Source organism: Nocardioides sp., assembly GCF_014360585.1.
Lineage (GTDB): Bacteria > Actinomycetota > Actinomycetes > Propionibacteriales > Nocardioidaceae > Nocardioides.
On sequence record NZ_JACIXG010000076.1, the window covers coordinates 1 to 25520 of the forward strand.

Genomic DNA, 25520 nt, shown 5'->3' on the forward strand with positions numbered 1-25520 from the left:
CGCCCGAAGTCGGTCCCTCGCTGCCGTGTCCGGCCACATACAGGGCTACGTCTCGCCTCGCGTCACATCGCGATCCCGACGTACTTGGTCTCGAGGTACTCCTCGATCCCGGCACGTCCGCCCTCCCGCCCCAGACCCGAGGCCTTCACGCCGCCGAAGGGCGCGGCGGGGTTGGAGACGACGCCCTGGTTGAGCCCGACCATCCCGGACTCGAGCGCCTCGGCGACCCGCAGCCCACGGCGCAGGTCGTTGGTGAAGACGTAGTTCACCAGGCCGTACTCGGTGTCGTTGACGGCCGCGACCACCTCGTCCTCGGTGTCGAAAGGCGTCAGCGGTGCGACCGGGCCGAAGATCTCCTCGCTGGCCATTCGCGCGGTGACGGGTACGCCGGTGAGCACGGTCGGCGGGTAGAAGTAGCCCGGCCCGTCGGGAGCCGTGCCGCCGGTCAGCACCCGCGCGCCGCCGGCCACCGCGTCGTCCACGAGGCTCTGCACCTTCTCCCGGGCCTTCTCGTCGATGAGGGGACCGACGCGTACGCCCTCCTCGACCCCGCGACCGACGGGCAGCTCCGACATCGCCTTGGCGAGCCGCTTCCCGAACTCGTCGATGACCGAGCGTTGCACGAAGATCCGGTTGGCGGCAGTGCACGCCTCGCCCGTGTTGCGCATCTTCGCCGCCATCGCACCTGCGACCGCCTCGTCGACGTCAGCGTCCTCGAAGACGACGAAGCCGGCGTTGCCGCCGAGCTCCATCGACGTACGCAGCACCTGCTCGGCGCTCTGGGCGAGCAGCGTCCGACCGACGCCGGTGGAGCCGGTGAAGGAGAGCTTGCGGATCACTCCGGAGGTCAGCAGCGGCTCGGTGATCTCGCCCGGCCGGGTGGTCGGCAGGATGTTGACGACCCCATCGGGCACGCCGGCCTCGCGCAGGACCTCGGCCAGCGCCAGCATCGAGAGCGGCGTCTGCTGGGCGGGCTTGGTGATGCTCGTGCAACCGGCCGCGATCGCCGGTCCGAGCTTGCGGGTCCCCATCGCCATCGGGAAGTTCCACGGCGTGATCAGCAGCGCGGGACCGACCGGCTGCTTCGTGATCAGGAATCGGGAACCACCGGCGGGGGCGGTCTGGTAGCCGCCGTCGATCCGCACCGCCTCCTCGGCGAAGTGGCGGAAGAACTCGGCGGCGTACGCGATCTCGCCCTTCGACTCGGCCAGCGGCTTGCCCATCTCCAGCGTCATCAGCAGCGCGAGGTCCTCGATCCGCTCGTGCAGGAGGTCGAAGGCGGACATGAGCATGTCCGCCCGGGCTCGCGGCGCGGTCGCGGCGAACTCCTTCTGGGCGGCTGCCGCGGCCTCGAGCGCACGCCGGCCGTCCTCGGGGGTCGCGTCGGCGACGGCGCACAGCACCTCTCCCGTCGAGGGATCAGAGACGTCGAAGGTGCCACCGTCGCTCGCATCCGCCCACTGACCAGCGACCAAGAGCCCCTTCGGCACCTCGGCCACAACCCTTGCCTCGTTCGAGTTTCCGCTCATCGCGCATCAGCCTCCAAGGTCAGGCGTTCGACTGTCCTTGCTGACAGTCGTCGAACGCCGCCTACAGTAGTAGCCGCTCGGAATGTCGACATTCAACAGGAGCGCGGACCACGAGATGAGCGACGACCTCGAGCGACTCCTCCGATGGGAGGCTGCCGGCGCGACCTGGGAGCTGATCTGGCCCCGCGCCGGCGAGGTGACGATCGTGCTGTGCACCTGCGACAGCGGCGAGGAGGTCGACCGCTACACCTCGGCGGCCGCCGACCTCCTCCGCTACGTGAGGGATCCGGGCCGGGCCGAGCGGTGACAACAAGTTGCCCACGGCCCCGGGTCCTCTCGATGATGGGCCGATGACCCTGACCGAGGTGTGGCCGCTGTTCGGCCTGTGATCGCTTGACATGTTAGGGGTGGCGTGGGCCGGCGCCCGCCCCACTGTGACGCGGCGGCGGACCTACCTGCTCAGCAGCCCGGCGATCGCACCGAGCCCGGCGAGGCCGGTGTCGCGGACCGCGACCACGGGCCCGTTGTCGACCTGACCGAGCGCGCCGACCATCCGCGAGGCCATCACCAGGCGCTGGGTCGTCGGACGCCGGGTGCGGTCGTAGGCGACCACCGCGCTCTCGATCCGGGCGTGACCGGCGACCTGCGCGGCCAGCACGGCCGCGTCCTCGATCGCGGCACAGGCACCTTGGCCGAGATTGGGAGTCGTCGCGTGCGCCGCATCCCCCAGGAGCACGACTCGACCGTGGTCGAACCGCTTCAGCGGCAGCCGCAGGTCGCAGATGTCGCCGCGGAGAACGGCGCTCGGCGGCGTCGCCGCCAACAGCTGCGGGATCGGATCGTGCCAGTCGCCGATCAGCGCGGTGACCTCGGCGTGATGGTCTCCGCCGCTCTCCCCCGCCGGCCGGTTGGCGGTCGCGAACCAGTAGGTCCGGCCGTCCACCAGCGGGACATAGCCGGCTCGCACCCCGGTGCCCCAGGTCTCACCACCCGTGCTCGAGGCTGCGCCCGGCACCGGCTCCGCGGTGACACCGCGGTAGGCGGTGTAGCCGGCATAACGTACGTCTTCGCGCCCGTGCAGCTCGTTCCTGAGCGTGCTGCGGATCCCGTCGGCGGCGACCACCAGGTCGGCCGGGCCGTGGGGGCCGGCCTCGTCGAGATCGGCCAAGCCCGTGACGGTCACCCCGGTGCGTACCTCGACCCCGTCGCGCTCTGCCAGCGCACCCACCAGTGCCTCGTGCAGCTTGGCCCGGTGCACCATGACCGGGGTGCGCTCGGCGGCGTCGGGGCCGACCTTCGCCAGCCAGCGCCCGTCGGGCCGCCGCAACCCGGCCTGGATCGCCGGCCGGGTCCCTTCCACGAGGCGATCCGCGACCCCGAGCTCGCTGAGGATCCGCCAGGCCCGTGGCCAGATCGAGAGGCCGGCACCGACCTCGCCCAGCTCCGGCGCGCGTTCCAGCACGGTCACCTGCCACCCGACCCGCGACAGCGCGAGCGCCGCCGTGAGCCCGCCGATCCCCGCACCGACCACCAGGGCACTCCGGCTGCTCGTCGATCCATCCACGACGCGCAATCTAGCCGACGTCGCCGATCTCGGCCCGGGCCAACGAGCTCGTACGTCTCTACCGCACTCTGGGCGTCCAGCCTGGGCCCGGGATGCCGCCCTGGGGCAGGGTGAAGGTGTATCCCTCGGCAAGCTTCTCCGGGAGCACCGTCTCGACCGCGTCGACGGTGTTCTCGCGGTTGCCACCACCGTCGTGGGCAAGAGCCACCGCGCCGGGCTGGATCGCGGCGCGGAGGTTGCTCGTCAGCGTCTCCTCGGACAGGTCGTTGCCGTCCCAGTCGAAGATGACGTTGCCCAGCCCGAGCGGCTGCATGCCGAGGGATGCGGCGACCTCTCCGGTGTCGCCCCAGCTGCCGTTGGGAGCCCGGAAGTAGGGCACCTTCTGAGCCGGGTTTCCCAGCACCTCTCGGATCGTCGCGAGGTTGGCCTTGAGATCCCGCTCGACCTGGGCGTGCGACCAGCTGCCCATGTCGGCGTAGGACGTGGAGTGGTTGCACAGCGTGTGGCCCGCGGCGACGATGCGTCTGAGGATCTCGGCGCCGCCGGGGGCGGTGATGTTCTGGCCGATGACACAGAACACCGCGGTGACCTGGTGAGCCGCCAGGATCTCCAGCAAGCGATCCGTCTCGCCGGGGTTCGGGCCGTCGTCGAAGGTGAGGGCGGCAACGTTGCCCGTGCCCCTGGCGACGGCGAGCGGCGTCGACGTCGGACGGACCGCGCCTCCCGGCACGAACCCGGGATCCTGGCTGAGCCGCCAGTCGCTGCTGTTGCCCGCGCTCTTCTCCGCCGATGTGACCTCCTCTCCCCTCGCGGCGGCAGAGGCAGCCGGGGCGGCGGCCATGCCCAATGTCCCGATCGCGACCACCAGAGCAGTCACCGTCCAGCTCTTCGTGCTCCACACAGTCATGGCAGACTCCTTCGAAATCGTTATCGAACACGATCGAGGTGTAGCTGATCCGTGTCAAGGGTCGCGTCGTTCCCGCAAGTCTGAGTACTCGCACTCATGCGCCTCGCAGCCCGATCAGCGAGGCTGGAGGCATGAAGCTCCTAGTACGCCTCGCCGTGATCCTCGGCGGCAGCCTCCTCTTCTCCCTCGTGACGAACAACCTCTTCCCCAGCGAGGACGCCAACATCGGCGCCGGCCTGATCTTCTTCGGGATGCTGCTCACCGTCTCCGGGCTCTGGGGCCTGTGGGACGGCTACCACGCGACGAGCCTCCCGCCGGTGTTCGTGCGCTGGGCGGTGATCGCGGTGGTGGTCGGTCTCAGCGGCCCGTTCCGGATCTGGTTCGCGGAGGGCCGTGACCTCGACGTCCTGTGGAGCGACCTGTTGAACCTGACTCCGTTCATCGCCGGGCTCGTCCTGGCCCCAGCGGCGGTGGGGATCGGCATCGGTCGCGCTCTCAGCGGCCGCGACAGGAGCCGCCCGCGGAGCGCACATCAGCAGCCGTCCCACTAGTGGTGTGTCCCGGAAGTTCCTGGATGCTTGGCGTCGTCAGGGTGCGTGCATCGCAAGGCCGGCGTCGCGAAGTCATACCGGGCGTCTTCCGAGCGGCGCCAACGCCGCGAGGCGCGTGCCATGGCGGCGCGAAGCGCCTAGGAACTTCCGGGACGCGCCACTAGGGTCTCCCGAAAGCAGCCGACCCAGGAGGACCCAGATGACGACCTTCCGTGAGGCGATCGAGGCCAAGGACATGGACGCCGTGGAGGCGATGCTCGCCGAGGACGTCGTGTTCACCAGCCCGGTCGCGTTCAAGCCCTACCCCGGCCGGGCGATCACCGCCGCGATCCTGCGCGCCGTCGTGAAGGTGTTCGAGGACTTCACCTACGTCCGCGAGATCCACGACGGCGCACACCACGCCTACGAGTTCACCGCCAAGGTCGACGGCCTCGAGCTCAACGGCTGCGACTTCCTCACCTACGACGAGGACGGGCGGATCGTCGACTTCAAGGTGATGGTCCGCCCGCTGCGTGCGGCCGAAGCTCTCGCCGCCCGGATGGGCGCGCAGTTCGAGGAGATCAAGGCTGACGCCTCAGCAGGCTGAGGGTCAGCCGACGAACCCCTCCTTGCGCAGGTAGTCCCAGGCGACCTCTGCTGGGTCACGACCCTCGACGTCAACCTCCGCGTTGAGCCCGGAGATAACCTCGTTGGTCAGCGCTGCCGACAGCGGCTCGAACAGCTCCGCGATCTCGGGGTGCTTCTCGAGCACCTCGCCGCGTACGACCATCGAGGCGTTGTACTTCGGGAAGAAGCTGCGGTCGTCCTCGAGGGCCGTCAGGTCCAGCGCCTCGATCCGGCCGTCGGTGGTGAACACCTCGCCGAAGGTGCACCGCCCCCTGGCGGTCGCGTCGTAGATCGCGCCGGTCTGCAACGTACGCAGGTTGCTCCTGGGGATCCCCTCGGGGCTGCCCAGCGGCAGGCCGTAGGTCTCGAGCATGCCCTTGAGCCCGTCAGGGCGGTTGGTGAACTCCGCCTCGACACAGAACGTGCGCTCGGCCGGGGGCACCTTGCTCATCTCCGAGAGTTTCGTGATGCCGTACTTCTTCGCGCTCTCCGCGCTGATCGCCATCGTGTAGGTGTCGTTCATCGGTGTCGGCGGCAGCCAGACCAGGTTGTTCTCACGGAGGTCGGCGTCGCGGGTGGCGATGTACTGCTTGCGCTCGTCCGGGATCGGATCGGCGTTGTTGAGGTAGGTCAGCCAGGCGGTGCCGGTGTATTCCCAGCTGAGCTCCACCTGTCCGGCCAGCTGCGCCTCGCGGGCGGCAGCGCTGCCAGGGATGTTGGTGAGATCCTTGACCTCGGCACCGGCCGACTTGAGCAGGATCACTGCCATCTTGCCGAGCAGGATCTGCTCGGTGAAGTTCTTCGAGCCGACAGAGAAGCTGGCGTCGTCGAGCTCGATCCCCTCGACGGGGCCGGCCAGCGTGCCGGACTTCGTGAGACCGCCCGCGGTGCCGAGTCCGATGCTGCACCCGGACAGCCCGATCGAGACGGCTGCGGCGGTGATCGCCAGGGTGAGTCGCTTGAGTCTCATCAGATCCCCTTCGGTCGGAGGACGGTCTCGAGCACGCGACCCACCCACTCGATCAGAAGCGCCAGCAGTGCGATCAGCAGGGCCGCGGAGACCATGACCGGGAACCGGAAGAGGTTGATCCCCGAGGTCAGCGCGCCGCCGAGGCCACCGGCGCCGATGAAGGTCACCAGCGCCGCGGTGCCGACGACGAGCACCAGCGCGGTGCGGATGCCGGCCATGATCACCGGCAGCGCGAGCGGAAGCTCGACGCGCAGCAGAACCTGGGGTGCGGACATCCCGATGCCCCGGCCCGCCTCCACCAAGGTCGGGTCCACGCCCTGCAGCCCGGTGATGGTGTTGCGCAGCACCGGCAGCAGCCCGTAGATCACCAGCCCGAGCACGCCGGTCCAGAAGCCGAAGCCCAGCCAGATCGCCAGCAGCACGATCAGCCCGATCGCGGGCGCCGCCTGCCCGGCGTTGGCGAAGGCGACGACGGCCGGAGCGATCGCCCTGGCCCGGCCGCGGGTCAGCAGGATGCCCAGCGGGACCGCGATGACGACCACGATCGCCGAGGCGACCAGGGTGATCGCGATGTGGTCGCGAAGCTGCTCCCAGATCGCACCCCAGGCCAGCGTGGACTCCTCGATCGAGTCCAGGTCGGCCGTCTGGCGCCAGATCACGTAGCCGATGAAGAGGATGGCGACCATGATCGGCAGCACCATCAGCATCGCGGCGCTCTCCCCGCCGGCAGGTCGCAGCCGGGAGCGGCGTACGGACTTCTCGGGGGTGGCGACGGTCGGGTCCAACGTGGTCATGACCCGACCTGCCCGGTATCGGCCGTCGCTTCGTCGGCCGTCACTTCCTCGGCAGCCACTTCGCGGGCAACCGCTCTCTCGACCGTACGCATGTGGTCGGTGACGCTCTCGAAGAAGACCACGCCGAGGTACTGGTCGCGGCTGTCGCAGACGATCCCGCCACCGCAGCTCGAGGCGAGCATGACGTCGAGCGCGTCGTTGAGGGTGGAGCGCTGATCGAGGGTCACCAGCTTCTCCCGGTCGCCGTCCAGGATGGTGCCGTGACGGGCGAGCTCGCGCTGGAACCGCCAGGCGACCGGGCGCCGCCGCGAGTCGAGGACCACCACACTGTCGTCACCCGCTGCCTTGGCGCGGGCGATCGCGTCGGCGCTGGAGTCGCCGACCGTGGCCGTGGTCGTCTGCTGCAGGTCGACGTCGCTCACGCGCGAGAGGGTGAGCTGCTTGAGCGCCGACCCGGAGCCGACGAAGTCGTCGACGAAGTCGTTGGCGGGGGCGGCGAGGATCCTCTCGGGAGTGTCGTACTGGGCGATGTGCCCACCCTCCTGGAGGATCAGCACCCGGTCACCGAGCTTGATCGCCTCGTCGATGTCGTGGGTGACCATGACGATCGTCTTGTGCAGCTCGCGCTGGATGCCGAGCAGCTCGTCCTGGAGCCGCTGCCTGGTGATCGGGTCGACCGCGCCGAACGGCTCGTCCATGAGGATCACGGGCGGATCGGCGGCGAGCCCGCGGGCCACGCCGACCCGCTGCTGCTGGCCGCCGGAGAGCTCACGCGGGTAGCGATCGCGATAGCGGTCGGGCTCGAGGCCGACCAGGTCGAGCAGCTCGTCGACGCGCTCGGCGATCCGCGACTTGCTCCAGCCCAGCAACCTGGGCACGATCGCGATGTTGGTCGCGACCGTCATGTGCGGGAAGAGCGAGCCGCCCTGGATGACGTAGCCGATGTGGCGGCGCAGCTCGTCGGAGCTGCGGCCGGAGATGTCCTCGCCACCGAGCTTGATGGTGCCGGAGGTGGGCTTGATCAGCCGGTTGATCATCTTCAGCGAGGTCGTCTTGCCGCATCCCGACGGCCCGACGAACATGACCATCTCGCCGGCCGGCACGGTCAGGCTCAACGAGTCGACGGCGGCAGCCTTCTGGCCTGGATACCGCTTCGTCACCCCGTCGAGCTCGATCTCGATGCCGCTGACCTCGCTGGCCGGGTGGTTGGGTGTGGTGGTCATCAGACTCGGATTCCCTTCGGAATTGTCACGCGCCCGACGAGCACGAGCAGCAGGTCGAGGATCAGCGCCAGCAGGACGACGCCAAGCGTCCCGACCAGCGCGTAGTTGAGGGCGTTCTTGCCACCGATCTGGGCAAGGCCGGTGAAGATGTAGCTCCCCAGTCCGGGGCCGAGGACGTACGCCGCGATCGCTGCGATGCCCATCGACATCTGCAGCGAGACCCGGATGCCGGCGAGGATCACCGGCCAGGCGAGCGGGAGGCGTACGCGGGCTATGACCGCGGCCTCCCCCATGCCCATGCCGCGGGCCGATTCGAGCAGCACCGGCTCGACCCCTTGGAGGCCGACCACCGCGTTGCGCAGGATCGGCAGCACGGCGTAGAAGCAGACGCAGATGAAGGCTGTGGTGCTGCCGATGCCCGTGGCCGGCATCAGCAGCCCGACCAGGGCGAAGCCGGGGATGGTCAGACCGATGGCGCTGAGCATGTTGGTGACACCGCCCAGGCGCGGGACCTTGGTGACCAGCATCGCAATAAGAATCGCGATGAAGGTGGCCGCGACGACGGCGAGCACCACCAGATAGACGTGTTGAAAACCGTCGTAAAGGATCTGTCTATGTCGTTCCGCGATGAAGTCCCACACGTCCTCGAAACACCTCCACGACCATTTCGTCTCACGTTCGAAAATCCGCTACCACCCAACCACATCTTTACCCCCATTCGGCCGACAGGTCGTTGGAGAGCGAACATACCTGCAGGTCAGAGGGCGTGAAGCGGGCGGCTTGATCGGTCGTGAAGTGCGGAGAGTCGTGCTCCAACGCACGACCTGCGGGAGGTCGCGGCGGTGTTCGCCGGAGCCGTGGATCCGGTCAGCGGTGGAGCTCCTCGTCGAGGGGTCGAAGGCTACGTCAGCATGTCGTGACCACGTCGAAGCGGCCGCCCGCCGACTCCTGGAGGGTCGTCACGGTGGCGTCGCCCTGCCCCAGGTAGTCCTCCGAGACGTTCGCGTAGAACGGGTTGTAGGGGTTGGTGCCGTAGGAGTGGGCGCGCCCGGCGGCCTCGTGCTGGGCGTTGGTCGCCGAGCCGCAGTAGGGGCCCGGCTCGGTCGGCGGGTCGGTGGGCTCCTCCGTCGGCGGATCGGTGGGCTCGGTGCCCCGCTCGACCCGGCGGTTGTTGTCGAAGAAGAAGTCCGTGACGTACGCCGGGTAGTCGATCGAGTTCGTCGTGATGTACGAGCCACCGGGGCCGCCGCCGGCCGGCCAGTTGTGTCCCATCCCGGTGTTCTGGATCAGGGACACGCGCGGGCCGCTGCCGTCCGACCACAGCGTGCCGGAGCCGGCGGTGTTGTTACCGGCCAGGCCGGAAAGCGAGAAGGACGACTGCGACCCGGCACCGTAGATCCCGGCCATGACCTGCGCGTTCAGAGTGTTGTAGCCGGGCGCGACGGTGGTGTCGTTGGAGCCGTAGATCACCGAGGTGAGCTGGCTGCCGAACCCCGATGAGGCGGAGCCGGCGAACGTACGGCAGGTGTTGGTGACCTGTGACTGGGTCACCGCCACGTACCCGATCTGCCCCGAGGTCGTCCCGACCGAAGGGCCGGCGTTGATCCCGATCCCGGCGAACACGTCGGGTGCCAGGCAGCCCATCACCATCGTCTCGCCACCGCCCGAGGAAAGCCCCGACAGATAGACCTGGTCGGGGTCGATGTCCAGGGCCGGATCGGCGAGCAGGTCGTTGACCAGCTGGAGGAGGTTGTCGTCGTGCCGCGCCGGCGAGGTCCGGGAGTGGTTGCTGTCGTAGTAGTCCCAGCACCCGAGGAGTACGCCGCCGTTCGGTGCCGCGGGGATCGCCACGACCATCCCACGCGCGTCCGCGGTCGCGGCCCAGTTGCCGCCGTCGCGCAGTGCGGCCGAGGTCTGGACGCAGCCGTGCAGATTGACCATGAGCGCGCGCCCCGTGCCGAGTGTCGGAGCGGTGCTGGGGACGTACAGCTGGGTCGTCATCCCGCCTGCCGTCCTCGCCGACCACGTGCCCGCCGCCGTGGAGCTCTCGGCCGGTACGACCGCGACGGCCGCTCCCCCGGCCAGCACCAGGCCGAGTCCCGCGAGCGCGGCACCGATTCGCTGCTGACGGAACCTGGACGAGATCCGAAACCCGAGACCCATGACCGATCCTCCTGAGCGAGACCAGCCCGCCGCCTCCCGGCAGGCAGACCGACCGTAGATGTGACGCCCGCCACAGGTCTATGTCGGCCCGGACCACAATCCGATGCCGGGATGTATCGATCCGGCGCCGGTCACCGGTAGAGCTCCTCGTCGATGCTCGCCAGCCGCGACGGGTGGACCCGCTCCCCCAGCCCGTAGAACTGCTGAAAGCTCATCACCAGCGGCCGCCAGCGATCAGGATCGATCCGGTGGGCGCGGCCATCGAGACGTAGCTCCGGTGCGACCCGCACCGCAGTCACCGAGACCTCGACGGCCAGCAGCTTCGGCTCTCCGAGCTCGTGGAACGCCGCCACCGTCCCCTCGATGTGCACCGGGCACTCCGCCACCGATGTCGGCAGCACCGTGTCGGAGCCGTACGCCGTCAGCCCGGCATGTGCGTACTTGTCGGACACGTGCACATACCCGCGCTCGGCCTTCGCCGCCGACATCGCCGCGTTGCCCGTGGTCAGCGCGAGCCGATCGACCTCGGTAACGAGGTCGACGCTGGGAAGGTTCATGACGATCTCCGGCCGATCCCGCACGTTGAGCGCCGTCCGCGACGAAGCGCCGACCCCGAGAACCGCCGTACGTCCCAGCCAGAAGACCGACGACATCGGCATCAGGTTGGTGGTGCCATCCTCGTTGAGGGTGGGGAGCAACACCACGGGTGTGCCGAAGTAGAGGATGGCCGGATCGATGTCGACATGCGTACTCATGCCTCGAAACTAGGACGCTCCGCCGCCGACTTCCGGCAGAAATCAGACGCCGCGTTCACGAGGCGGCCGGCGCCTGCTGCGAGCAGGGCCTACGCTGTGACCGGCCTGCAGACCTGTGTCAGGAGGACATGTGCAACGCGGCGAAGTCTGGTGGGTGGAGTTCGACGAGCGGCGGCTGGTCGTGCTGCTGTCGGAAGCCGACCCGTCCGCGATCCAGGTGATGCAGGTCGTCCCTCCGGCGGGTGTCGACATCACCGGCCTGGGCGTCGAAGTGGCAGTAGGCGCCACGGAAGGACTGCCCTTTGAAGGCGTCCTTCGGATCGCGATCCCGCGCCCCGGCCTCACCCCGTGCACATGGCTGACCACCCTGTCCCGGGACGACCTGATCGAGCGAGCAGGCACGCTGTCTCCCGCCAAACTCGGCGAGCTCGAAGACGCCCTCCGTCTCGGTGGGACTGATTTCTGCTCAGGATCGTCGGGTGAACCGGACGGTGCCGTCGGGTAGCCGTTCATGGACGTAGGCAGGGTTGTGTGCCAGTCGGTGATGGTGGGGACAGAGGAGGACCCCGTCCTTCAGGTCCGTTCTCCCGCCGGCGGCCCAGGCTTTGAAATGGTGGGCATCGCACCATTCCGGTGGCATGTCACAGCCCTCGGCTTGGCAGCACTTCTGCTGCAACCGCAGCGCTTTGCGCTGGACCGGCACGAAGACCCTGCTGGCCCGGCCCATGTCCAGCACCTCACTGTCACCACCCAACACCCACGGGATGATCGTGGCGTTGCACGCCATCCGTCGGGCCTCAGCGGCGGTGATCGTGGTCCCGTTGGTCTCATCGAACCCCAACGTGGCGGTACCGAGCTCCTTGCGGAGCTCCTCGAGCGAGATCACCACGTTGACCACGGTCGCGTCGCCACCGTGGCGGGGCAGCGCATTCGGGTCGATGGTCTCGACCAGCCGCGCGAACCCCTGGCCCATGAGCCGCTCCCACGGCGGCAGGGGCGAGCCCTTCTCCACGAGCTGCTGCTTACGCGGTTGGGCCCAGGCCTCGACCTGCTTCTTGAACCGCATCCCGATCGATGTCGGGAGAACCCCGTCGAACCCGACGGTTCCATCGTGGTTGTCCCACACACGTAGCGCCGTCTTCTGCTGGGCACGTTCCTCCTCAGCGAGAAGGGCTTTGGCTTCGGCTTCCTCGAACCGGGCGGGGTCGACCTCGACCAGGATCCGTCTACCGATGATCCGCAGTTCCTTGGTAGTCATCTGGGTGGCGTAGTCGACCAGCAGCTTCTCGGCCAGGACCAGATCCTCGCTCGTGGCCACCGGGTCAGCGTCGACCTTGTCGAGCGCCTTGGTGATCACCCGGGCCTTCGCCTCTGAGACGACACCGGCAGCGAGGCCGGCGGCCACCAGTTCATACCGGGTGACTGCGGTGGCCAGCTTGATCTGGGCTCGCGCGGTGCCTTTGTCGACCAGGAGCTCGGCGCGCATCCACGCCGAGGCGTCCTTGTCGCCAGTCTCTTCCGCGATGTCACCCGAGGCGGCGAGCACTCGCAGCGTCAACGCGGCCTGCTGGGCCTGGAGCTTCTCCACCTTCGCGAGGTAGTCCTTCTTCTGGCTGGTGCGCCAGTAGATCGGGTCCATCGCGAGCAGTTCTTCAAGGGAGGTCTCGATGGCAGCAAGAGCCGACGAGACGAGGTCTCCAGGACTGGTGCCCCAGTGGTCGATGCTCATGGCTGTCACCTCCCTTCAAAGGCGCGTCGTAGTGCCTCCGATTCTACCTCTTCCACACCTCCTTGGACACCTATCTGCGCAGGTCAAACCTACTTTTCGCGGTGAGTGAACGGCGGCGAGCCTGTGGACGACAAGTGGCCCGAAGGGCCACCCCTTCCACCCCACGCGCGTCACCGTTCCGAAGCAAGATTCCGCTGCGCCACACCCGGGCCGCCGCCCCGATAGCCAGCCAAATCTTTCTCGAGGGAGCCCGGTGTCAAGGACCGCGTAGCGGCCGGCGTAGCCGGCGGCCGAAGGCCGTCCTTTACTCCGGGTTTCCTCGAGAAGACCCTCGAAGCCGGGTCGGCGGCCCCGATCAGCCCTCGAGCGGAACCTTCCGGCAGGGAGGTCTCGACAAGCTCGACCACCGGGGCTGGTCGTTCCCGGCAAGGAACCGTGTTGGTCTCGACACGCCTCCGCCTAGCGGCTCCGGCGGCTCGACCAGCGGGCGGCGGCTCGACCAGCGGGCGGCGGCTCGACCAGCGGGGCGAGGAATCTCGACAAGCTCGACCACCGCGCAAAGCCAGCGTCAGGACACCCCACAACCAACCGCGCCCGCGATCTCAGCCACCATTGTCCGAAGATCGTCATCAGACACCGGCCGCTCCAGGACCCCCGAGGCGCCGATGGTCACGACCATGCCACCGTTCTCGACATCCGGCCCTAGGTCACATGCCCAGAACGCACGTGCCGCAGGACCACCACCATCGACGTACGCCTGCCCACCAGCGAGCGCGAACGAATCCTCGACCGCGCTGATCCGCCGATGCTCGTCCTCCCAGTCGTGATGCTCGACCGATGCCGCAGCGACAACGCTGCCGACGTCGCCGTCGACGCTGTCGGTGACGACGGAACATGCCCAGCTCTCCCGATCATCGAGAGTCAGTCGCTCGGGGTCGCCGTCTCGGAAGAGACTCGTCCCGAGCACCGATGCGACGCGCCCGGTGCTCATGCCACAGGCGGTCGGATCCACGTACGTCTCGAACGGCGCATCCAGCGGGTCGGCTTCGCAGCCGGCGGCGTACTCGGTCGCTGCTCTGAACACCTTCTCGAACGTCTTCGCCGACCCATCAACCTCGGCGGATGTCCACACGGAGATGGCTCGTAGACCCGGCCAGTATCGGGAGCACACCCAGGTGCCGTCGAAGCTCCCGTCGACACGTCCATATCCGCCAAAGCCGCCGTTGAAGCTGACCCGGTGCGGGCTCGACTCCACGTTCCGGAGCCGCTTCGGCCAGCTCGTCTCGTCGTCGGTGAGCACCATGAACTCGATCTCCCCGTCCTCCGCCCTGGCCCCACCGACCAACGCCGAGCAGCGTCGCCCGAACCCGTAGCGCTCCACGAACCGGTCCGTGCCTAACAGATCCTCGACGAGGGCCGACGGGACGCCGCACACGGCGGCCTTCTCATAGTGCGGCGTCAGCCCGCTGCGCCACTTCCAGACGCCGCCGCCAATCGCGAGCAGCACGATCACGACACCGACGACGACAGCGCGAGTCCTCACGACTTTCCCTTCGCTCCCGAGACGAGGGCCATTGCCCCTCAGCGTTCAGTCTCATACCAGACACGCATCCGCGCGATGATCGCATCGACTGAACCGTCCTGGACCGCACGCCCGAAGACACCATCATTGAACCGCTCCCCGCGAACATAGACGGTTGCCAGCCGAGCCGCATCGGCGACCGGCGCACCAGCAAGGCGAGCGGGGTCGCGGAGGAGCGGGTTGCCGGGCATCCACTTCATCCAGTCGGTGTTGGCACCCGGGAGCGAACGGTAGAGCTGACGAACCCGGTCGCTGTAGACGGGATACGGCATCTGGATCGCGCCGCTCTCGGTCTTCTGCCCGCCGCCCCAGGCGAAGTCACGGTCCTCGGCGGTCAACGCATCAGCGGCCGAGAAGGCCTCGAGCCAGGTCGCATCCGGCACGCTCCGCAGCTCGGCCTCGACCTGAGCATCGGAAGGATCGAGCGCCTCTCGGGCGCAGTCGAAGGCGTCGTACGCCTTCTGGTCGAAGAGCACCACGCGCACCTCGTCGACAGAGGTCGCAGTCCGGGCGAGCGTCCACAGCGAGACGTACGCGGCCTCATCGAGCGGGTAGCGGTAGACGCCGGTCGAGATCGCCGGGAACGCCACCGTGCGCGCCCCGAGATCGTCGGCCACCCGAAGCGACTCCCGGAAGCACGAGGCCAGCGGGTCGAGGTTGTCCTGGCCGTCGGCGTAGACCGGGCCGACCGTGTGGATCACCCACTGCGCGGGAAGGTTGCCGGCGGTCGTCGCGACCGCCTGTCCGACCGGCAGACCGCCACCGAAGTGTCCGGCCCGCAGTCGCCGGCACTCCTCGAGGATCGCCGGACCACCCTTCCGGTGGATCGCCCCGTCGACCCCTCCCCCGCCCAGCAACGAGGAGTTGGCCGCGTTCACGACGGCGTCGACCTGCTGCTCGGTGATGTCCCCGCGTACGACCGTGATCCTCACACGCTCAATCTACGACCATGTCGGGACCCGAGAAGCGTCGAGCTGACCACCCGGTAGCCGAACGCGGCGGCCACACCTGCGACCAACGAGGCGAGGACGCCGAGCCAGCCCAGCCCGGCGGCCTCGAGTCCGGGGTAGATCTGCCAGTGGACGAGATAGATCCACAGCGACGACGCGGCGAGCACGCCGACCAGCCGGGACACGGGCCACGGCAGCAGGACCGACCACGGGACCAGCAAGAGGAGGATGCCGGCGGCGACCGTGGCCTCGCGGAGAGGATCACCGAAGAAGCCGTACGTCCCGGCGACGATCATCACCGCGACCAGGATGCGCTGCCACGGTCGCTGTGCCTCGGCCGCCGCCCAGCCGAGCGCGACGCACCACAGGACGCAGCCGATCGTGTAGCGCTCGGTTGCACCCGCCTCGAGACCGACCCACAGATACCGCACCGCGAGGGTCACGCAGACCGCGGCCACGGCTGCGCCGAACCGGTGCCGCCGCTGCCACCGGTCGAGCAGAGGGACAGCGAGCAGGAGCGCGAGCCCGGCGAAGGACCAGGTGACGACCTCCAGGAACCACAGCTGCCAGTCACGGGTCCACTCATTGCTCCCGAACGCCTGGTTGAGTCCCAGCGCGGTCGGCCAGTGATAGCGGTCGCTGACCAGAGCCACGCCGCCGACCCACAACGCCGCCGGGAGCGCGACCGCGGCGGCGCCCCGGAGCAGACGCCGCACCCGCAGCGTCCGGGTCGGCGCGGTGAGCCCGAAGCGGGCGAGGTTGAACCCGACCACCGCCAGCAGGATGTGCGCCCCGCCGAGGAGGGTCCAGACCTCCGCATGACTGCCGACGATGGCCACGATGGTCACCGCACGCAGCAGGACCGGGATCTCGACCGGCCGCAGCCATCGTCGTGGGCTCCCCGCGCTCGCGGCGAGCTCGGCGATGCTTCGATGCTGCCAACCGGCGGGCAGGGTGCCGAGCCGTTCGCCGAGCTGGGTGGCGATCGCGACGAAGGAGAGCGAGTCGCCGCCGAGCGAGACGAAGCTGTCCGCCACGGTCGCGTCGGGACGCCCGAGTACCACAGCAAAGACCGTACGCAGCGCCTCGGCGTCCGCACCTTCGACCAGCTCCTCAGGCCCGGCCCCTGATGGCCCCGCTGCGTCCGCGGCGCTCGCCCAGCTGTTGAGGGTGGCGTAGTCGACCTTCCCGTTCGGCGTCCGCGGCATCTCCTCGATCCGGTGAACCTGGACCGCCGCTCGCGACAGCGCCACGATGCCGTCCACCCGCGCCGGCAGCCGCTCGACGGCCTCGGGATCCTCGGTGAACAGGTGCAGTCGGGAGCCGGGGGCGACGGCGCGTACGGACGTTGGCGCGAGCTCGGACTCGATCCGGTCGAGGTCGACGCGCAGCCCGAGGATCTTGCCGAACCGGCTGCGCCGGCCGGTGATCTCCCAGAGCCCGTCGTCGGCCTGGCGGGCGAGGTCGCCGGTGCGGAGCTCGGTGAGCTCGGGGCCACGGGCGAGGTCGTCGACGCTCTCGGCGTACCCCATCATCACGTTCGGCCCGGTGTAGACCAGCTCGCCGACGCCTTCCGCCGGCCCCTCCCCCGTGCCGTCCACCGGGTCGAGGCGGAAGTTTCCGCCGGGGATCGGGATGCCGATCGCCTCGGGCCGGCTCGCGGCCAGGTCGGGTGGCAGGTAGGCCATCCGGGCGGTGGCCTCGGTCTGGCCGTACATCACGACCAGGTCCCATCCACGAGATGCCCCCAGCGCGGCATAGCGACGGACCGTCTCGGGCGGCATCTTGCCGCCCGCCTGGGTGATGTAGCGCAGCGACGGCAGCGAGCGATCGGCGAACCCCGAGGTGTCGAGCAGCTCGAAGGTGTACGGGACCCCGGCGAACGAGGTGGCGCCGTTGCGCGCCGCGACGTCCCAGAAGCAGTCGTCGGCGACCGAGAGGTCGGTGAGGATCACCGCGGCGCCTGCGCTGAGATGGGAGTTGAGCACCGAGAGGCCGTAGCAGTAGTGCAGCGGCAGCGAGCTCATCGCCCGGTCGGCGGAGGTGAGCCCGAGGTAGGCCGCGATGCTCGCCGCGTTGGCGGCGAGGTTGTCGCGGGAGAGCCGGACCAGCTTCGGCGACCCGGTCGAGCCGGACGTCGACAGCAACAGCGCGAGGTCGGGATGGAGCTCGGCCCGGCCGTCGAACGCGGCGGCGTAACGGGTGCGGAGCTCGTCGGTGTCGCCTCCCGGCGGCGTCAGCAGGACCGGCCGCCGAGCGGCGAGCGCAGCCAGGTAGCCGATCACCGAGTCGAGATCGTTGCCCGCCTCGAGCAGCACGACCCCATGAGAGGGACCGTACGCGGCCACCCGGTCCATCACCGCCTGCTCCAGCTCGGCGTAGGTCAGCGTCGCCTCGGCGGTGATGACGGCCGGATCCCCTGGCCGCCCGTTCAGAAGCAGGTGGGCGCCAGTGGCGATCGTCGAGCTCACGCCGCCACATCCGTGACAGAGCGGAAAGAATACGGACGCGGCGGCGTGACGATCTGATCGTTCGCTCGCTTACGCTCGCTCATCGACATTCACCGGCATAGCCGACCAAGGGCCCGACGACCTCGAGCGAGACCGTGGTCCCGATGTCGGGAATCCCGGTGCCCGGGACCCGGGCGGTCACCCGTACGTCGTCGCTCAGCCGCACTCGGATCGTGGCGTCGTGCCCGAAGAAGGAGACCTCCTCGACGACACCCTTGATTCCGGAGGCGGCGTCGGCCGAGACCTGCACCTGCTCCGCGCGGACGACCAGCGTCACCGGACCGGCCGGCTGCGGCGTCGCGAGCGCGACCTGCCCGAGCGCCGAGTCGGCCCTTCCGTCGCCGTCGACCTCACCGGGCAGCAGCGTCGCCGAGCCGAGGAAGGCGGCGACCTCGGGGTGCTCCGGGGTCAGGTAGACGTCCACCGACGACCCGACCTGCAGGAATCGACCGGCGGCCATCACGGCCACCTGGTCGGCCAGCGAGAGCGCCTCGCCCTGGTCGTGGGTGACGAGCAGCGCTGCCGCGCCGGCCGTACGCAGCGCCCGCACGACCGCGCGCCCCGACTCCTCCCGCAGGCCCGCGTCGAGGGACGAGAAGGGCTCGTCGAGGAGCACCAGGCGTGGCCGGGGCGCGAGCGCGCGGGCCACGGCGACCCGCTGCTGCTGGCCACCGGAGAGCTCATGAGGCTGGCGGCCGGCCAGCTCGGCGGGCAGCTCCAGCAGCCTGAGCAGCTCGGCGACCCGAGCCTGCCGCTCGGCACGGGCGACGTTCCGGCCGAGTCCGAAGGCGATGTTGCTGCCGACGTCGAGGTGCGGGAAGAGCGCGCCCTCCTGCGGGACGTACCCGATCCCGCGCCGGCGCGGCGCCAGCCCGGCGACCGAGCGCCCGCCGATCCAGATCTCGCCCGCGCTCGGGGCGATGAAGCCCGCCACGCACCGCAGCAGCGTCGTCTTGCCGCAGCCCGACGCCCCGAGCACGGCGGTCACGCCGCCCTCGACGGTCAGATCGAGCCCGTCGAGGACCTGGCGAGAACCGTGTCCGGCCCGCAGCCCGCTGACCTGCAGAGCCGCCGTCATCGACCCACCCCTCTCGACGCGCGACCAAGCAGGATCGTCGCCGGCATCGCGAGGAGCACCAGCGCCAGCGCGTACGGCGCCGCGGCTCCGTAGGCGACCGAGGATGCCGCGCTCCAGAACTCGGTCGCCAGCGTCGTGGTCCCGATCGGGGCCAGCAGGAGCGTCGCGGTCAGCTCCGTGGAGACCGCGAGCGCGACCATCGCGGTCGCGGTCGCCAGCCCGGGCAGCAGCAGCGGAAGGGTGACCCGGCGAATCGCCCCGGCCCGGCTCAGCCCGAGCGTGAGTGCGACCTCCTCCAACCGTGGCGGCACCAGCTCCAGCACCCCGCGCACCGCCACGAGCGCGCGCGGCAGGAACAGGATGACGTACGCCACCACGAGCAGCGGCAGCGTCTGGTAGAGCGCGGGCACCCAGCCGATGGCGACGGTCACCAGGGCGAGCGCGACGACCACCCCGGGCAGCGCGCTGGTGACGTACGCGACCCGCTCGACGCCCAGCGACCAGCTGTTGCGGCGGCGTACGGCCTGCCAGACGACCGGGAGGGCCGCGGCCGTCGCGACGACTCCCGCGACCGCGGCCAGCGTGACGCTGGTGCCGGCGGCCGGCAGCAACCGGCTCAGATCGAGCTCGGCGGAGGCGCCTCGGACCAGCCAGCGCACCAGGCTGGCGGCCGGCAGACCGACGGCCAGCGCCACGAACGCACCGAATGCGACGACCACAGGCATGGTCCCCCTGCCCAGCCGCAGCCGGGAGACCGGGCGGACGGTGCCGCTCCCGATACGGGCACGCCGCGCCGGGCCACGGATCAGCATCTCCAGGGCGAGCAGCCCGAGACAGGTGACCAGCAGCACCCCGGCCAGCAGCGTGGCGGCGGGACCGTTGAAGGCAGTTCCGTACTGCTGCAGGATCGCGGTCGTGAGGGTCGGGTAGTTGAGCAACTGCAGGGCGCCGTACTCAGCCAGCAGATGCAGCCCGACCAGCAGCGCACCGCCGAGCACCGCCGGCGCGATGGTGGGCAGGACCACGCGGAGGAACACCTCCCGCGGCCGCCTGCCGAGGGCCGCCGCGACCTCCTCGAGCGCCGGGTCGAGGCGTCGCAGCGCTGCCACCGCGGGCAGGTAGACCAGCGGATAGTAGGACAGCGAGACGACCAGCACGGCGCCGAGATACGACTGGACCGCGTGGGTCGTGGCCACCCACGCATAGCCGTTGACGAACGCCGGGATGGCCAGGGGCGCACACATCGCCCCGTGCCACCAACCGGCCAGCGGCAGGGACGTCCGCTCGACCACCCAGGCGCCGCCGAGCCCGAACACCACCGAGAGCGCGACCCCACCCACCAGCAGCCTGCCGGTGTTCCACAGCAGCTCACCGATACGCGGGCGGACCAGGAACTCGTAGGCCTCGGCCGGCCCCAGCGAGGCGGTCGACCAGATGACGTACGCCACCGGCAGCAGGCAGGCCGCAGCGATGGTGCCGGCCAGAGCCGGCATCAGCCACCTGCCGTAGGCGGCGGCAGGAAGCGTGCCGAGATGCACGCTGCTCAGAGGAAGCCGACTTCCGTCATCATGTCGACCACCGCGGCGCTGTCCAGGTCGGAGATCGCGACCTCGGGCGGGTCGAGCTCGGAGAACTTCTTGACCGGCGGGTCGAGCTGGACCTCGGGGTTCAGCGGGTATTCCAGCGCGTAGCTGTCGGCCAGACCCTGCTGCCCGGCCTTGCCGGTGAGGTAGCCGATGAACTTCTCGGCGTCGGACTTGTGCTTGGCCGAGGCCAGCACGCCCGCCCCGGAGACGCTCACGAAGGCGCCGGGGTCCTGGTTGCCGAAGAAGTGGAGCTCGGAGCTGTCGCTGACATCACCGGACTCGGCCTGGTCGCGGTACCAGTAATAGTGGTAGATGACGCCGACCGGCACCTCGCCCGCGTTGACCGACTCCAGCACGACGTTGTTGCCGTCGTAGACGGTGCCGTTGGCCTTGATCCCCTCCAGCCACGCCTTGGTGGCCTCCTCGCCCTCGGTCGCCAGGACTCCGGCGACGATCGCCTGGAAGTCGGCGCCGGTCGGAGAGAAGGAGATCTTGCCCTTCCACTCCGGCTTGGCCAGGTCGAGCAGCGAGGCGGGCAGCTCGGCCTCGGTGATCTGGTCGGTGTTGTAGACCAGCACGGTGGAGCGGGCCACGAAACCGGTCCAGGCGTTGCTCGTCGGCCGGTACTGCTCCGGGATCGGCGCGATCACGTCGTCGGGCAGCGTGGCCAGCAGACCCTCACGCTCGACCGCGGCCATCGCCGGGGAGTTCTCGGTGAGGAAGACGTCGGCCGGGGACTTCTTCCCCTCCGCGACCAGCTGGGCGGCGAGCTCGAGGTCCTTGCCGTTGCGCAGCTCCACGTCGATCCCGGTCTCCTCCTCGAATGCCGGCACCAGCTCCTCCATGAGCTGCTCGTGCTGGGCGTTGTAGACGACGAGCGCGTCGCCGGAGGAACAGGAGGTGAGCGTTGCCCCGAGGAGGGCAACCGAGACCGAGACCACAACAGCTGAGATAGGCTTCACGGCCGTCCTTTCAATTGGTAAGCCTCACCTTAGAAAGGTTTACCTAAGAACGCGAACGCGAGTGTGTCAGGCCCTCGGCCGACACTCGGTCGCGTACCAGCGATCATCGATTCTGCTGATGCATTGCGCCAAAAGGATTCGTTTGCCAGAGGAACAGTGCTGTCACGACCATGGTGGGGCGCCTCACACCTTTGGAGAACGAACATGCCAGACCAGCCAGTCGTCGAGAAGCACACCATCGGCTACGTCCCGCCCGAGGACCGCCATGGCAAGGTGCGCGACCTGTTCACCCTGTGGTTCGGGACAAACATCGCCCCTTTGCCCGTCGTCACCGGTGCCGCCGGGGTCACCGTCTTCGGCCTCGACCTCGTCTGGTGCATCGTGGCCATCGTCGTCGGCCACCTCGTGGGCGGCGTCTTCATGGCGCTGCACTCGGCCCAGGGGCCGCAGATGGGCATTCCGCAGATGATCCAGAGCCGCGGCCAGTTCGGCTCGTACGGGGCGCTGATCGTCGTCGTGATCGCGGCCGTGATGTACCTGGCGTTCTTCGCCTCCAACATCGTTCTCGCCGGCCAGTCCCTGCACGGCATCGCCGAGCCGATCCCGGTCGGGGCGGGCATCGTCATCGGCGCGCTCGGATCCGGTCTGATCGCGGTGATCGGCTACAAGGTGATCCACTCGCTCAACAAGGTCGCCACCTGGGTCCTCGGCATCGCCATCGTCCTCGGCACCGTCGCCATCTTCGTCTCCGGCCTGCCTGCGGGCTTCTGGACGCAGGGCGAGTACAGCACCGCCGGCTTCCTCGCGACGGTGTCGCTCGGTGCGCTGTGGCAGATCGCCTTCGCTCCGTACGTCTCGGACTACTCGCGCTACCTGCCTGCCGGCGTCGGGGTGAAGGCGACCTTCACCGCCACCTACCTCGGCTGCACCCTCGGCTCGATCCTGCCGTTCGTCTTCGGCGCGATCGTGGCGCTGGCGATGAAGCCGGGCGTAGAGGTCATGACCGGGGTCCGTGACACCACCGGTGCGTTCGGGACCCCGCTGCTCGTCCTGTTCCTGCTGTCGGTGATCAGCCACAACGCACTCAACCTCTACGGCACCGTGCTCTCGATCATCACCTGCGTGCAGACGTTCGTCGTCAGCTGGATCCCAACCGCCCGCAGCCGCGTGGTGCTCTCGCTGGTCGTGATGGCCGCCTCGACGTACTTCGCCATCGGTGTCTCGGGCAACTTCATCTCGTACTTCGTCGACATCGTGCTCGCGCTGCTCGTGGTGCTGGTCCCGTGGACCGCGATCAACCTGATCGACTTCTACCTGATCCACCGCGGCAACTACGACCTCGACTCGATCTTCGCGGCCGACGGTGGCATCTACGGCCGGTTCAACAGCCAGGCGATCCTCGCCTACGTGATCGGCATCCTCGTCCAGATCCCGTTCATGGCGACGCCGCTCTACACCGGACCGGTGGCGGAGAAGCTCGACGGCGCCGACCTGAGCTGGATCATCGGCCTGGTCGCCACCGCGCCGATCTACTACCTGCTCGCGCGCGGCCGCAAGCTCGCGCCGAGCGAGCTGGCGCTCGCCTCGCACGCCTGAGGCACCCAGCACTCCCACGGCGGGGAGGTCGCGTCAGCGGCCTTCCCGCCGTCGTGCTGCCCGGCCCGAGGAACGGACGAACGCCTGCGCGCGGGCGGTGAGGCGTACGCCCTTCATCGAGGCCAGCACGACCTCGAGGGGCTCGATCGGGTCGGTGATCTCGAGGGTGACGATCTGGGCACCGTCGTAGGTCGTGTCGCTGGCCGGACGCTGGTTGAGGACCGACCATCCCTGGCCGTTGGCGACCATCGCCCGAACGGTCTCGAAGCCGGCGCTGCGGTGGCGGATCTGCGGGCGGAAGCCGGCCGACTCGACCAGCCGCTCGAAGTACTGGCCGCTGTGCGGCAGGTCGAGGAGCACCATCGGATCCTCCTCGAGCTCGGCGAGAGCGACCTTCTTGCGGCGGGCCAACCGGTGGCCCTTGCCGACGAGGACGTACGGCGCGGCGAGCCCGACCTGGACGTGGTCGATGTCGTCGTCGAGGTCGTAGCCGTACATGAGCGCCAGCTCGCAGCGGCCAGAGCGCAGCGCCTGCTTGAGGGCTGCGTGCTCGTCCTCGACGACGGAGACGTGGATGCCGGGATGGTCCTGCTCACAGGCGGCCAGCAGCCGCGGGAGCTCGAAGGGGCCCAGGGTGGTGAAGCAGCCGATGGTGAGGTCGCCGACGAGCGCCTGACCGGCCAAACGCGCGACCTCCACCAGCTCGTTGGTGTGCACCAGATAGCTGCGCAGCTCGCGGTAGAACTCCTCGCCGGCCGACGTCAGCGTCAGACCGCGGGCGTGGTGGCGCAGCAGGAGCTGGACGCCCAGCTCCTTCTCCAGCTGCGCCACGGCCGTCGAGACCGCCGACTGCGAGACCACGAGCTGCCGTGACGCGGCGGTCATGCTGCCCAGCTCCGCGGCTGCGGCGAAGTAGCGCAGCTGGGTCAGGGTGAAGGACGGCTCGGCCATGCGAGCCATCTTGCCCGAACCTCGAGACTGCGCGATCTCCTACTCCCGTGTCGCCACGTTGGTGCCGGGCACGTCGAGGTTCGCCAGCGTCTCGGGCCGCAGCAGAGCGTCGAGCACGACCGGGTCGAGGACGCCGGTGGCAAGTGCCAGATCCCGGATCGCTCCCTCGCCGCCGAGCGCGGCCTTGGCGATCTCCGCGGACCTCGCGTAGCCGAGCAGCGGGGTCAGTGCGGTCGCGAGGCCGGCGTTGGTGGCGGCCGCGGCAGCGAGCGCGGCGGCGTCGACGGTGATCCCGTCCACGCACAGCTCGCGCAGCGAGTCGAAGGCCGACGCGGTCCAGCCGAAGCCCTGGAGGAGGCCGTGGCCCATGACCGGCTCGAACGCGTTGAGCTGGAGCTGGCCGGCCTCGGCTGCCATGGTGACGGTCAGGTCGTTGCCGATCACCCAGAAGGCGACCTGGTTGACCATCTCCGGGATGACCGGGTTGACCTTGCCGGGCATGATGCTCGACCCGGCCTGGCGAGCGGGCAGCTGCAGCTCGCCGAGACCGGCCTGCGGGCCGGAGCTGAGCAGCCGGAGGTCGTTGCAGATCTTGGAGGCCTTGACGACGATCCGCTTCAGCACGCTGGAGACCTGCACGAAGGCGCCGGTGTCGCTGGTCGCCTCCACGAGGTCACCGGCGCCGACGACCGGCAGGCCGGTGAGCTCGGCGAGGTGCTGGACGGCGAGACGCCGGTAGTCGGGGTGGGCGGTGATCCCGGTGCCGATCGCGGTGGCCCCGAGGTTGATCTCACACAGCAGCATGCGCGAGTCGGCCAGCCGTGCCAGCTCCTCGCGCAGAGTGGTGGCGAAGGCGCCGAGCTCTTGGCCGACCGTCATCGGGACGGCGTCCTGGAGCTGCGTACGACCGATCTTGGGGACGGCACGGAACTCGCTCGCCTTCCGGGCGAACGAGGCGGCGAGAGCTTCGGTCGCCTCGGCCAGGCGGTCGATCGCCCCGACCAGCGCGAGGCGCACGGCGGTCGGGTAGACGTCGTTGGTCGACTGGCAGCGGTTCACGTGGTCGAGGGGGTGGAGCTCGGCGTAGCTGCCGAACGGCAGGCCCAGGATCTCCAGGGCACGGTTGGCGACGACCTCGTTGGCGTTCATGTTGGTCGAGGTCCCGGCACCGCCCTGGATCACGTCGACGACGAACTGGTCGTCGAGGGCACCGTCGCGGACCTCCTGCGCGGCGGCGGCGATCGCCTCGTACCGGCGGTCGTCGAGCAGGCCGACATCGTGGTTGGCGCGGGCCGCGGCGAGCTTGACCGCGCCGAGCGCGGCGACGAGCGATCGGTGGGCCCCGACCGTGGTGCCGCTGATGGGGAAGTTTCGCAGCGCGCGGGCGGTGTGCACGCCCCAGTACGCGGTCGCGGGGACCTCGAACGCGCCGAGTGAGTCGTGTTCGGTGCGGGTGGACGGGGCGCCGACGGCGGTCATCGTGCCGTCGCCTCCTCGGCGACGTCGAGCACGGT

At 69.5% G+C, this 25520-nt stretch carries 23 protein-coding genes and 1 pseudogene; 5 read left to right on the forward strand and 19 right to left on the reverse strand.

From position 1 onward, the window contains the following. Positions 1-62 precede the first annotated feature (62 nt). Positions 63-1529 carry an NAD-dependent succinate-semialdehyde dehydrogenase gene (locus H5T77_RS20240; protein WP_292652304.1) on the reverse strand — a complete coding sequence of 489 codons (1467 nt, stop codon included), beginning with the start codon at positions 1527-1529 and terminating at the stop codon, positions 63-65. Between the two features lie 115 nt (positions 1530-1644). Here H5T77_RS20240 and H5T77_RS20245 point away from each other — a divergent pair, with 115 nt between their 5' ends. Beyond that, a complete protein-coding gene (locus H5T77_RS20245) occupies positions 1645-1836 on the forward strand; it encodes a hypothetical protein (protein ID WP_292652306.1) in 192 nt (63 codons plus the stop codon). A gap of 144 nt (positions 1837-1980) precedes the next feature. Here H5T77_RS20245 and H5T77_RS20250 read toward each other — a convergent pair whose 3' ends face one another. After that, positions 1981-3093 (reverse strand): FAD-dependent oxidoreductase, encoded by a 1113-nt coding sequence (locus H5T77_RS20250; protein ID WP_292652308.1) that lies wholly within the window; start codon positions 3091-3093, stop codon positions 1981-1983. Positions 3094-3151: 58 nt separating this feature from the next. Further along, positions 3152-4000, reverse strand: coding sequence for a polysaccharide deacetylase family protein (locus H5T77_RS20255; protein ID WP_292652310.1), 849 nt, complete (start codon positions 3998-4000; stop codon positions 3152-3154). A gap of 131 nt (positions 4001-4131) precedes the next feature. Here H5T77_RS20255 and H5T77_RS20260 point away from each other — a divergent pair, with 131 nt between their 5' ends. Both H5T77_RS20260 and H5T77_RS20265 read left to right on the forward strand, forming a co-directional pair. Then, positions 4132-4551: a hypothetical protein gene (locus H5T77_RS20260; RefSeq protein WP_292652312.1), complete on the forward strand. Its 420-nt coding sequence runs from the start codon at positions 4132-4134 to the stop codon at positions 4549-4551. 199 nt (positions 4552-4750) lie between these two features. Next, complete coding sequence (locus H5T77_RS20265) at positions 4751-5137, forward strand: nuclear transport factor 2 family protein (protein WP_292652314.1); 387 nt, start codon at positions 4751-4753, stop codon at positions 5135-5137. 3 nt (positions 5138-5140) lie between these two features. Here the strand turns inward: H5T77_RS20265 and H5T77_RS20270 are convergent, their stop codons facing one another. The 6 genes from H5T77_RS20270 to H5T77_RS20295 all read right to left on the reverse strand — a co-directional run bounded on the left by H5T77_RS20270 (position 5141) and on the right by H5T77_RS20295 (position 11062). Further along, on the reverse strand, positions 5141-6127 hold the full coding sequence (locus tag H5T77_RS20270; RefSeq protein ID WP_292652315.1) for a glycine betaine ABC transporter substrate-binding protein: 987 nt from the start codon (positions 6125-6127) through the stop codon (positions 5141-5143). Continuing rightward, positions 6127-6921 (reverse strand): ABC transporter permease, encoded by a 795-nt coding sequence (locus H5T77_RS20275; protein WP_292652317.1) that lies wholly within the window; start codon positions 6919-6921, stop codon positions 6127-6129. The genes H5T77_RS20270 and H5T77_RS20275 overlap by 1 nt, the downstream gene beginning before the upstream one ends. Further along, positions 6918-8144, reverse strand: coding sequence for an ABC transporter ATP-binding protein (locus H5T77_RS20280; protein WP_292652319.1), 1227 nt, complete (start codon positions 8142-8144; stop codon positions 6918-6920). The genes H5T77_RS20275 and H5T77_RS20280 overlap by 4 nt, the downstream gene beginning before the upstream one ends. Beyond that, complete coding sequence (locus H5T77_RS20285) at positions 8144-8719, reverse strand: ABC transporter permease (protein WP_292652321.1); 576 nt, start codon at positions 8717-8719, stop codon at positions 8144-8146. Before H5T77_RS20285 ends, H5T77_RS20280 begins: the two co-directional genes overlap by 1 nt. A 331-nt stretch (positions 8720-9050) precedes the next feature. Further along, positions 9051-10307, reverse strand: a complete 1257-nt coding sequence (locus H5T77_RS20290; RefSeq protein ID WP_292652323.1) for an extracellular catalytic domain type 1 short-chain-length polyhydroxyalkanoate depolymerase — start codon at positions 10305-10307, stop codon at positions 9051-9053. A 131-nt stretch (positions 10308-10438) separates the two neighbouring features. Beyond that, positions 10439-11062 carry a flavin reductase family protein gene (locus tag H5T77_RS20295; protein ID WP_292652324.1) on the reverse strand — a complete coding sequence of 208 codons (624 nt, stop codon included), beginning with the start codon at positions 11060-11062 and terminating at the stop codon, positions 10439-10441. 154 nt (positions 11063-11216) lie between these two features. Here H5T77_RS20295 and H5T77_RS20300 point away from each other — a divergent pair, with 154 nt between their 5' ends. Then, positions 11217-11567 (forward strand): type II toxin-antitoxin system PemK/MazF family toxin, encoded by a 351-nt coding sequence (locus tag H5T77_RS20300; protein ID WP_292652326.1) that lies wholly within the window; start codon positions 11217-11219, stop codon positions 11565-11567. Here the strand turns inward: H5T77_RS20300 and H5T77_RS20305 are convergent. The 8 genes and pseudogenes from H5T77_RS20305 to H5T77_RS20340 all read right to left on the reverse strand — a co-directional run bounded on the left by H5T77_RS20305 (position 11529) and on the right by H5T77_RS20340 (position 21459). After that, positions 11529-12791 (reverse strand): HNH endonuclease signature motif containing protein, encoded by a 1263-nt coding sequence (locus H5T77_RS20305; RefSeq protein ID WP_292652328.1) that lies wholly within the window; start codon positions 12789-12791, stop codon positions 11529-11531. The genes H5T77_RS20300 and H5T77_RS20305 overlap by 39 nt on opposite strands. Positions 12792-13359: 568 nt before the next feature. After that, positions 13360-14334 (reverse strand): hypothetical protein, encoded by a 975-nt coding sequence (locus H5T77_RS20310; RefSeq protein WP_292652329.1) that lies wholly within the window; start codon positions 14332-14334, stop codon positions 13360-13362. Between the two features lie 38 nt (positions 14335-14372). After that, a complete protein-coding gene (locus tag H5T77_RS20315) occupies positions 14373-14756 on the reverse strand; it encodes a DUF6508 domain-containing protein (protein WP_292652340.1) in 384 nt (127 codons plus the stop codon). A 51-nt stretch (positions 14757-14807) separates the two neighbouring features. Then, positions 14808-15305 (reverse strand): annotated as a pseudogene (locus tag H5T77_RS20320) (O-acetyl-ADP-ribose deacetylase); the annotation flags it as partial. After that, on the reverse strand, positions 15302-17794 hold the full coding sequence (locus H5T77_RS20325) for an AMP-binding protein (RefSeq protein ID WP_292652330.1): 2493 nt from the start codon (positions 17792-17794) through the stop codon (positions 15302-15304). The gene H5T77_RS20325 and the pseudogene H5T77_RS20320, both read right to left, overlap by 4 nt. 79 nt (positions 17795-17873) lie before the next feature. Then, positions 17874-18911, reverse strand: a complete 1038-nt coding sequence (locus tag H5T77_RS20330; protein ID WP_292652331.1) for an ABC transporter ATP-binding protein — start codon at positions 18909-18911, stop codon at positions 17874-17876. Then, entirely contained in the window at positions 18908-20449 is a 1542-nt protein-coding gene (locus tag H5T77_RS20335) for an ABC transporter permease (protein WP_292652333.1), read from the reverse strand. Before H5T77_RS20335 ends, H5T77_RS20330 begins: the two co-directional genes overlap by 4 nt. Before the next feature lie 5 nt (positions 20450-20454). Continuing rightward, entirely contained in the window at positions 20455-21459 is a 1005-nt protein-coding gene (locus H5T77_RS20340) for an iron ABC transporter substrate-binding protein (RefSeq protein ID WP_292652335.1), read from the reverse strand. A gap of 204 nt (positions 21460-21663) precedes the next feature. Between H5T77_RS20340 and H5T77_RS20345 the strand changes: the two genes are divergently transcribed. After that, a complete protein-coding gene (locus H5T77_RS20345; RefSeq protein ID WP_292652337.1) occupies positions 21664-23055 on the forward strand; it encodes a purine-cytosine permease family protein in 1392 nt (463 codons plus the stop codon). Between the two features lie 33 nt (positions 23056-23088). Here the strand turns inward: H5T77_RS20345 and H5T77_RS20350 are convergent, their stop codons facing one another. Beyond that, a complete protein-coding gene (locus H5T77_RS20350; protein ID WP_292652339.1) occupies positions 23089-24006 on the reverse strand; it encodes a LysR family transcriptional regulator in 918 nt (305 codons plus the stop codon). A 39-nt stretch (positions 24007-24045) separates the two neighbouring features. Beyond that, positions 24046-25520 (reverse strand): aspartate ammonia-lyase (locus H5T77_RS20355; RefSeq protein WP_472850357.1); only part of this gene is annotated, 1475 nt, incomplete at its 5' end.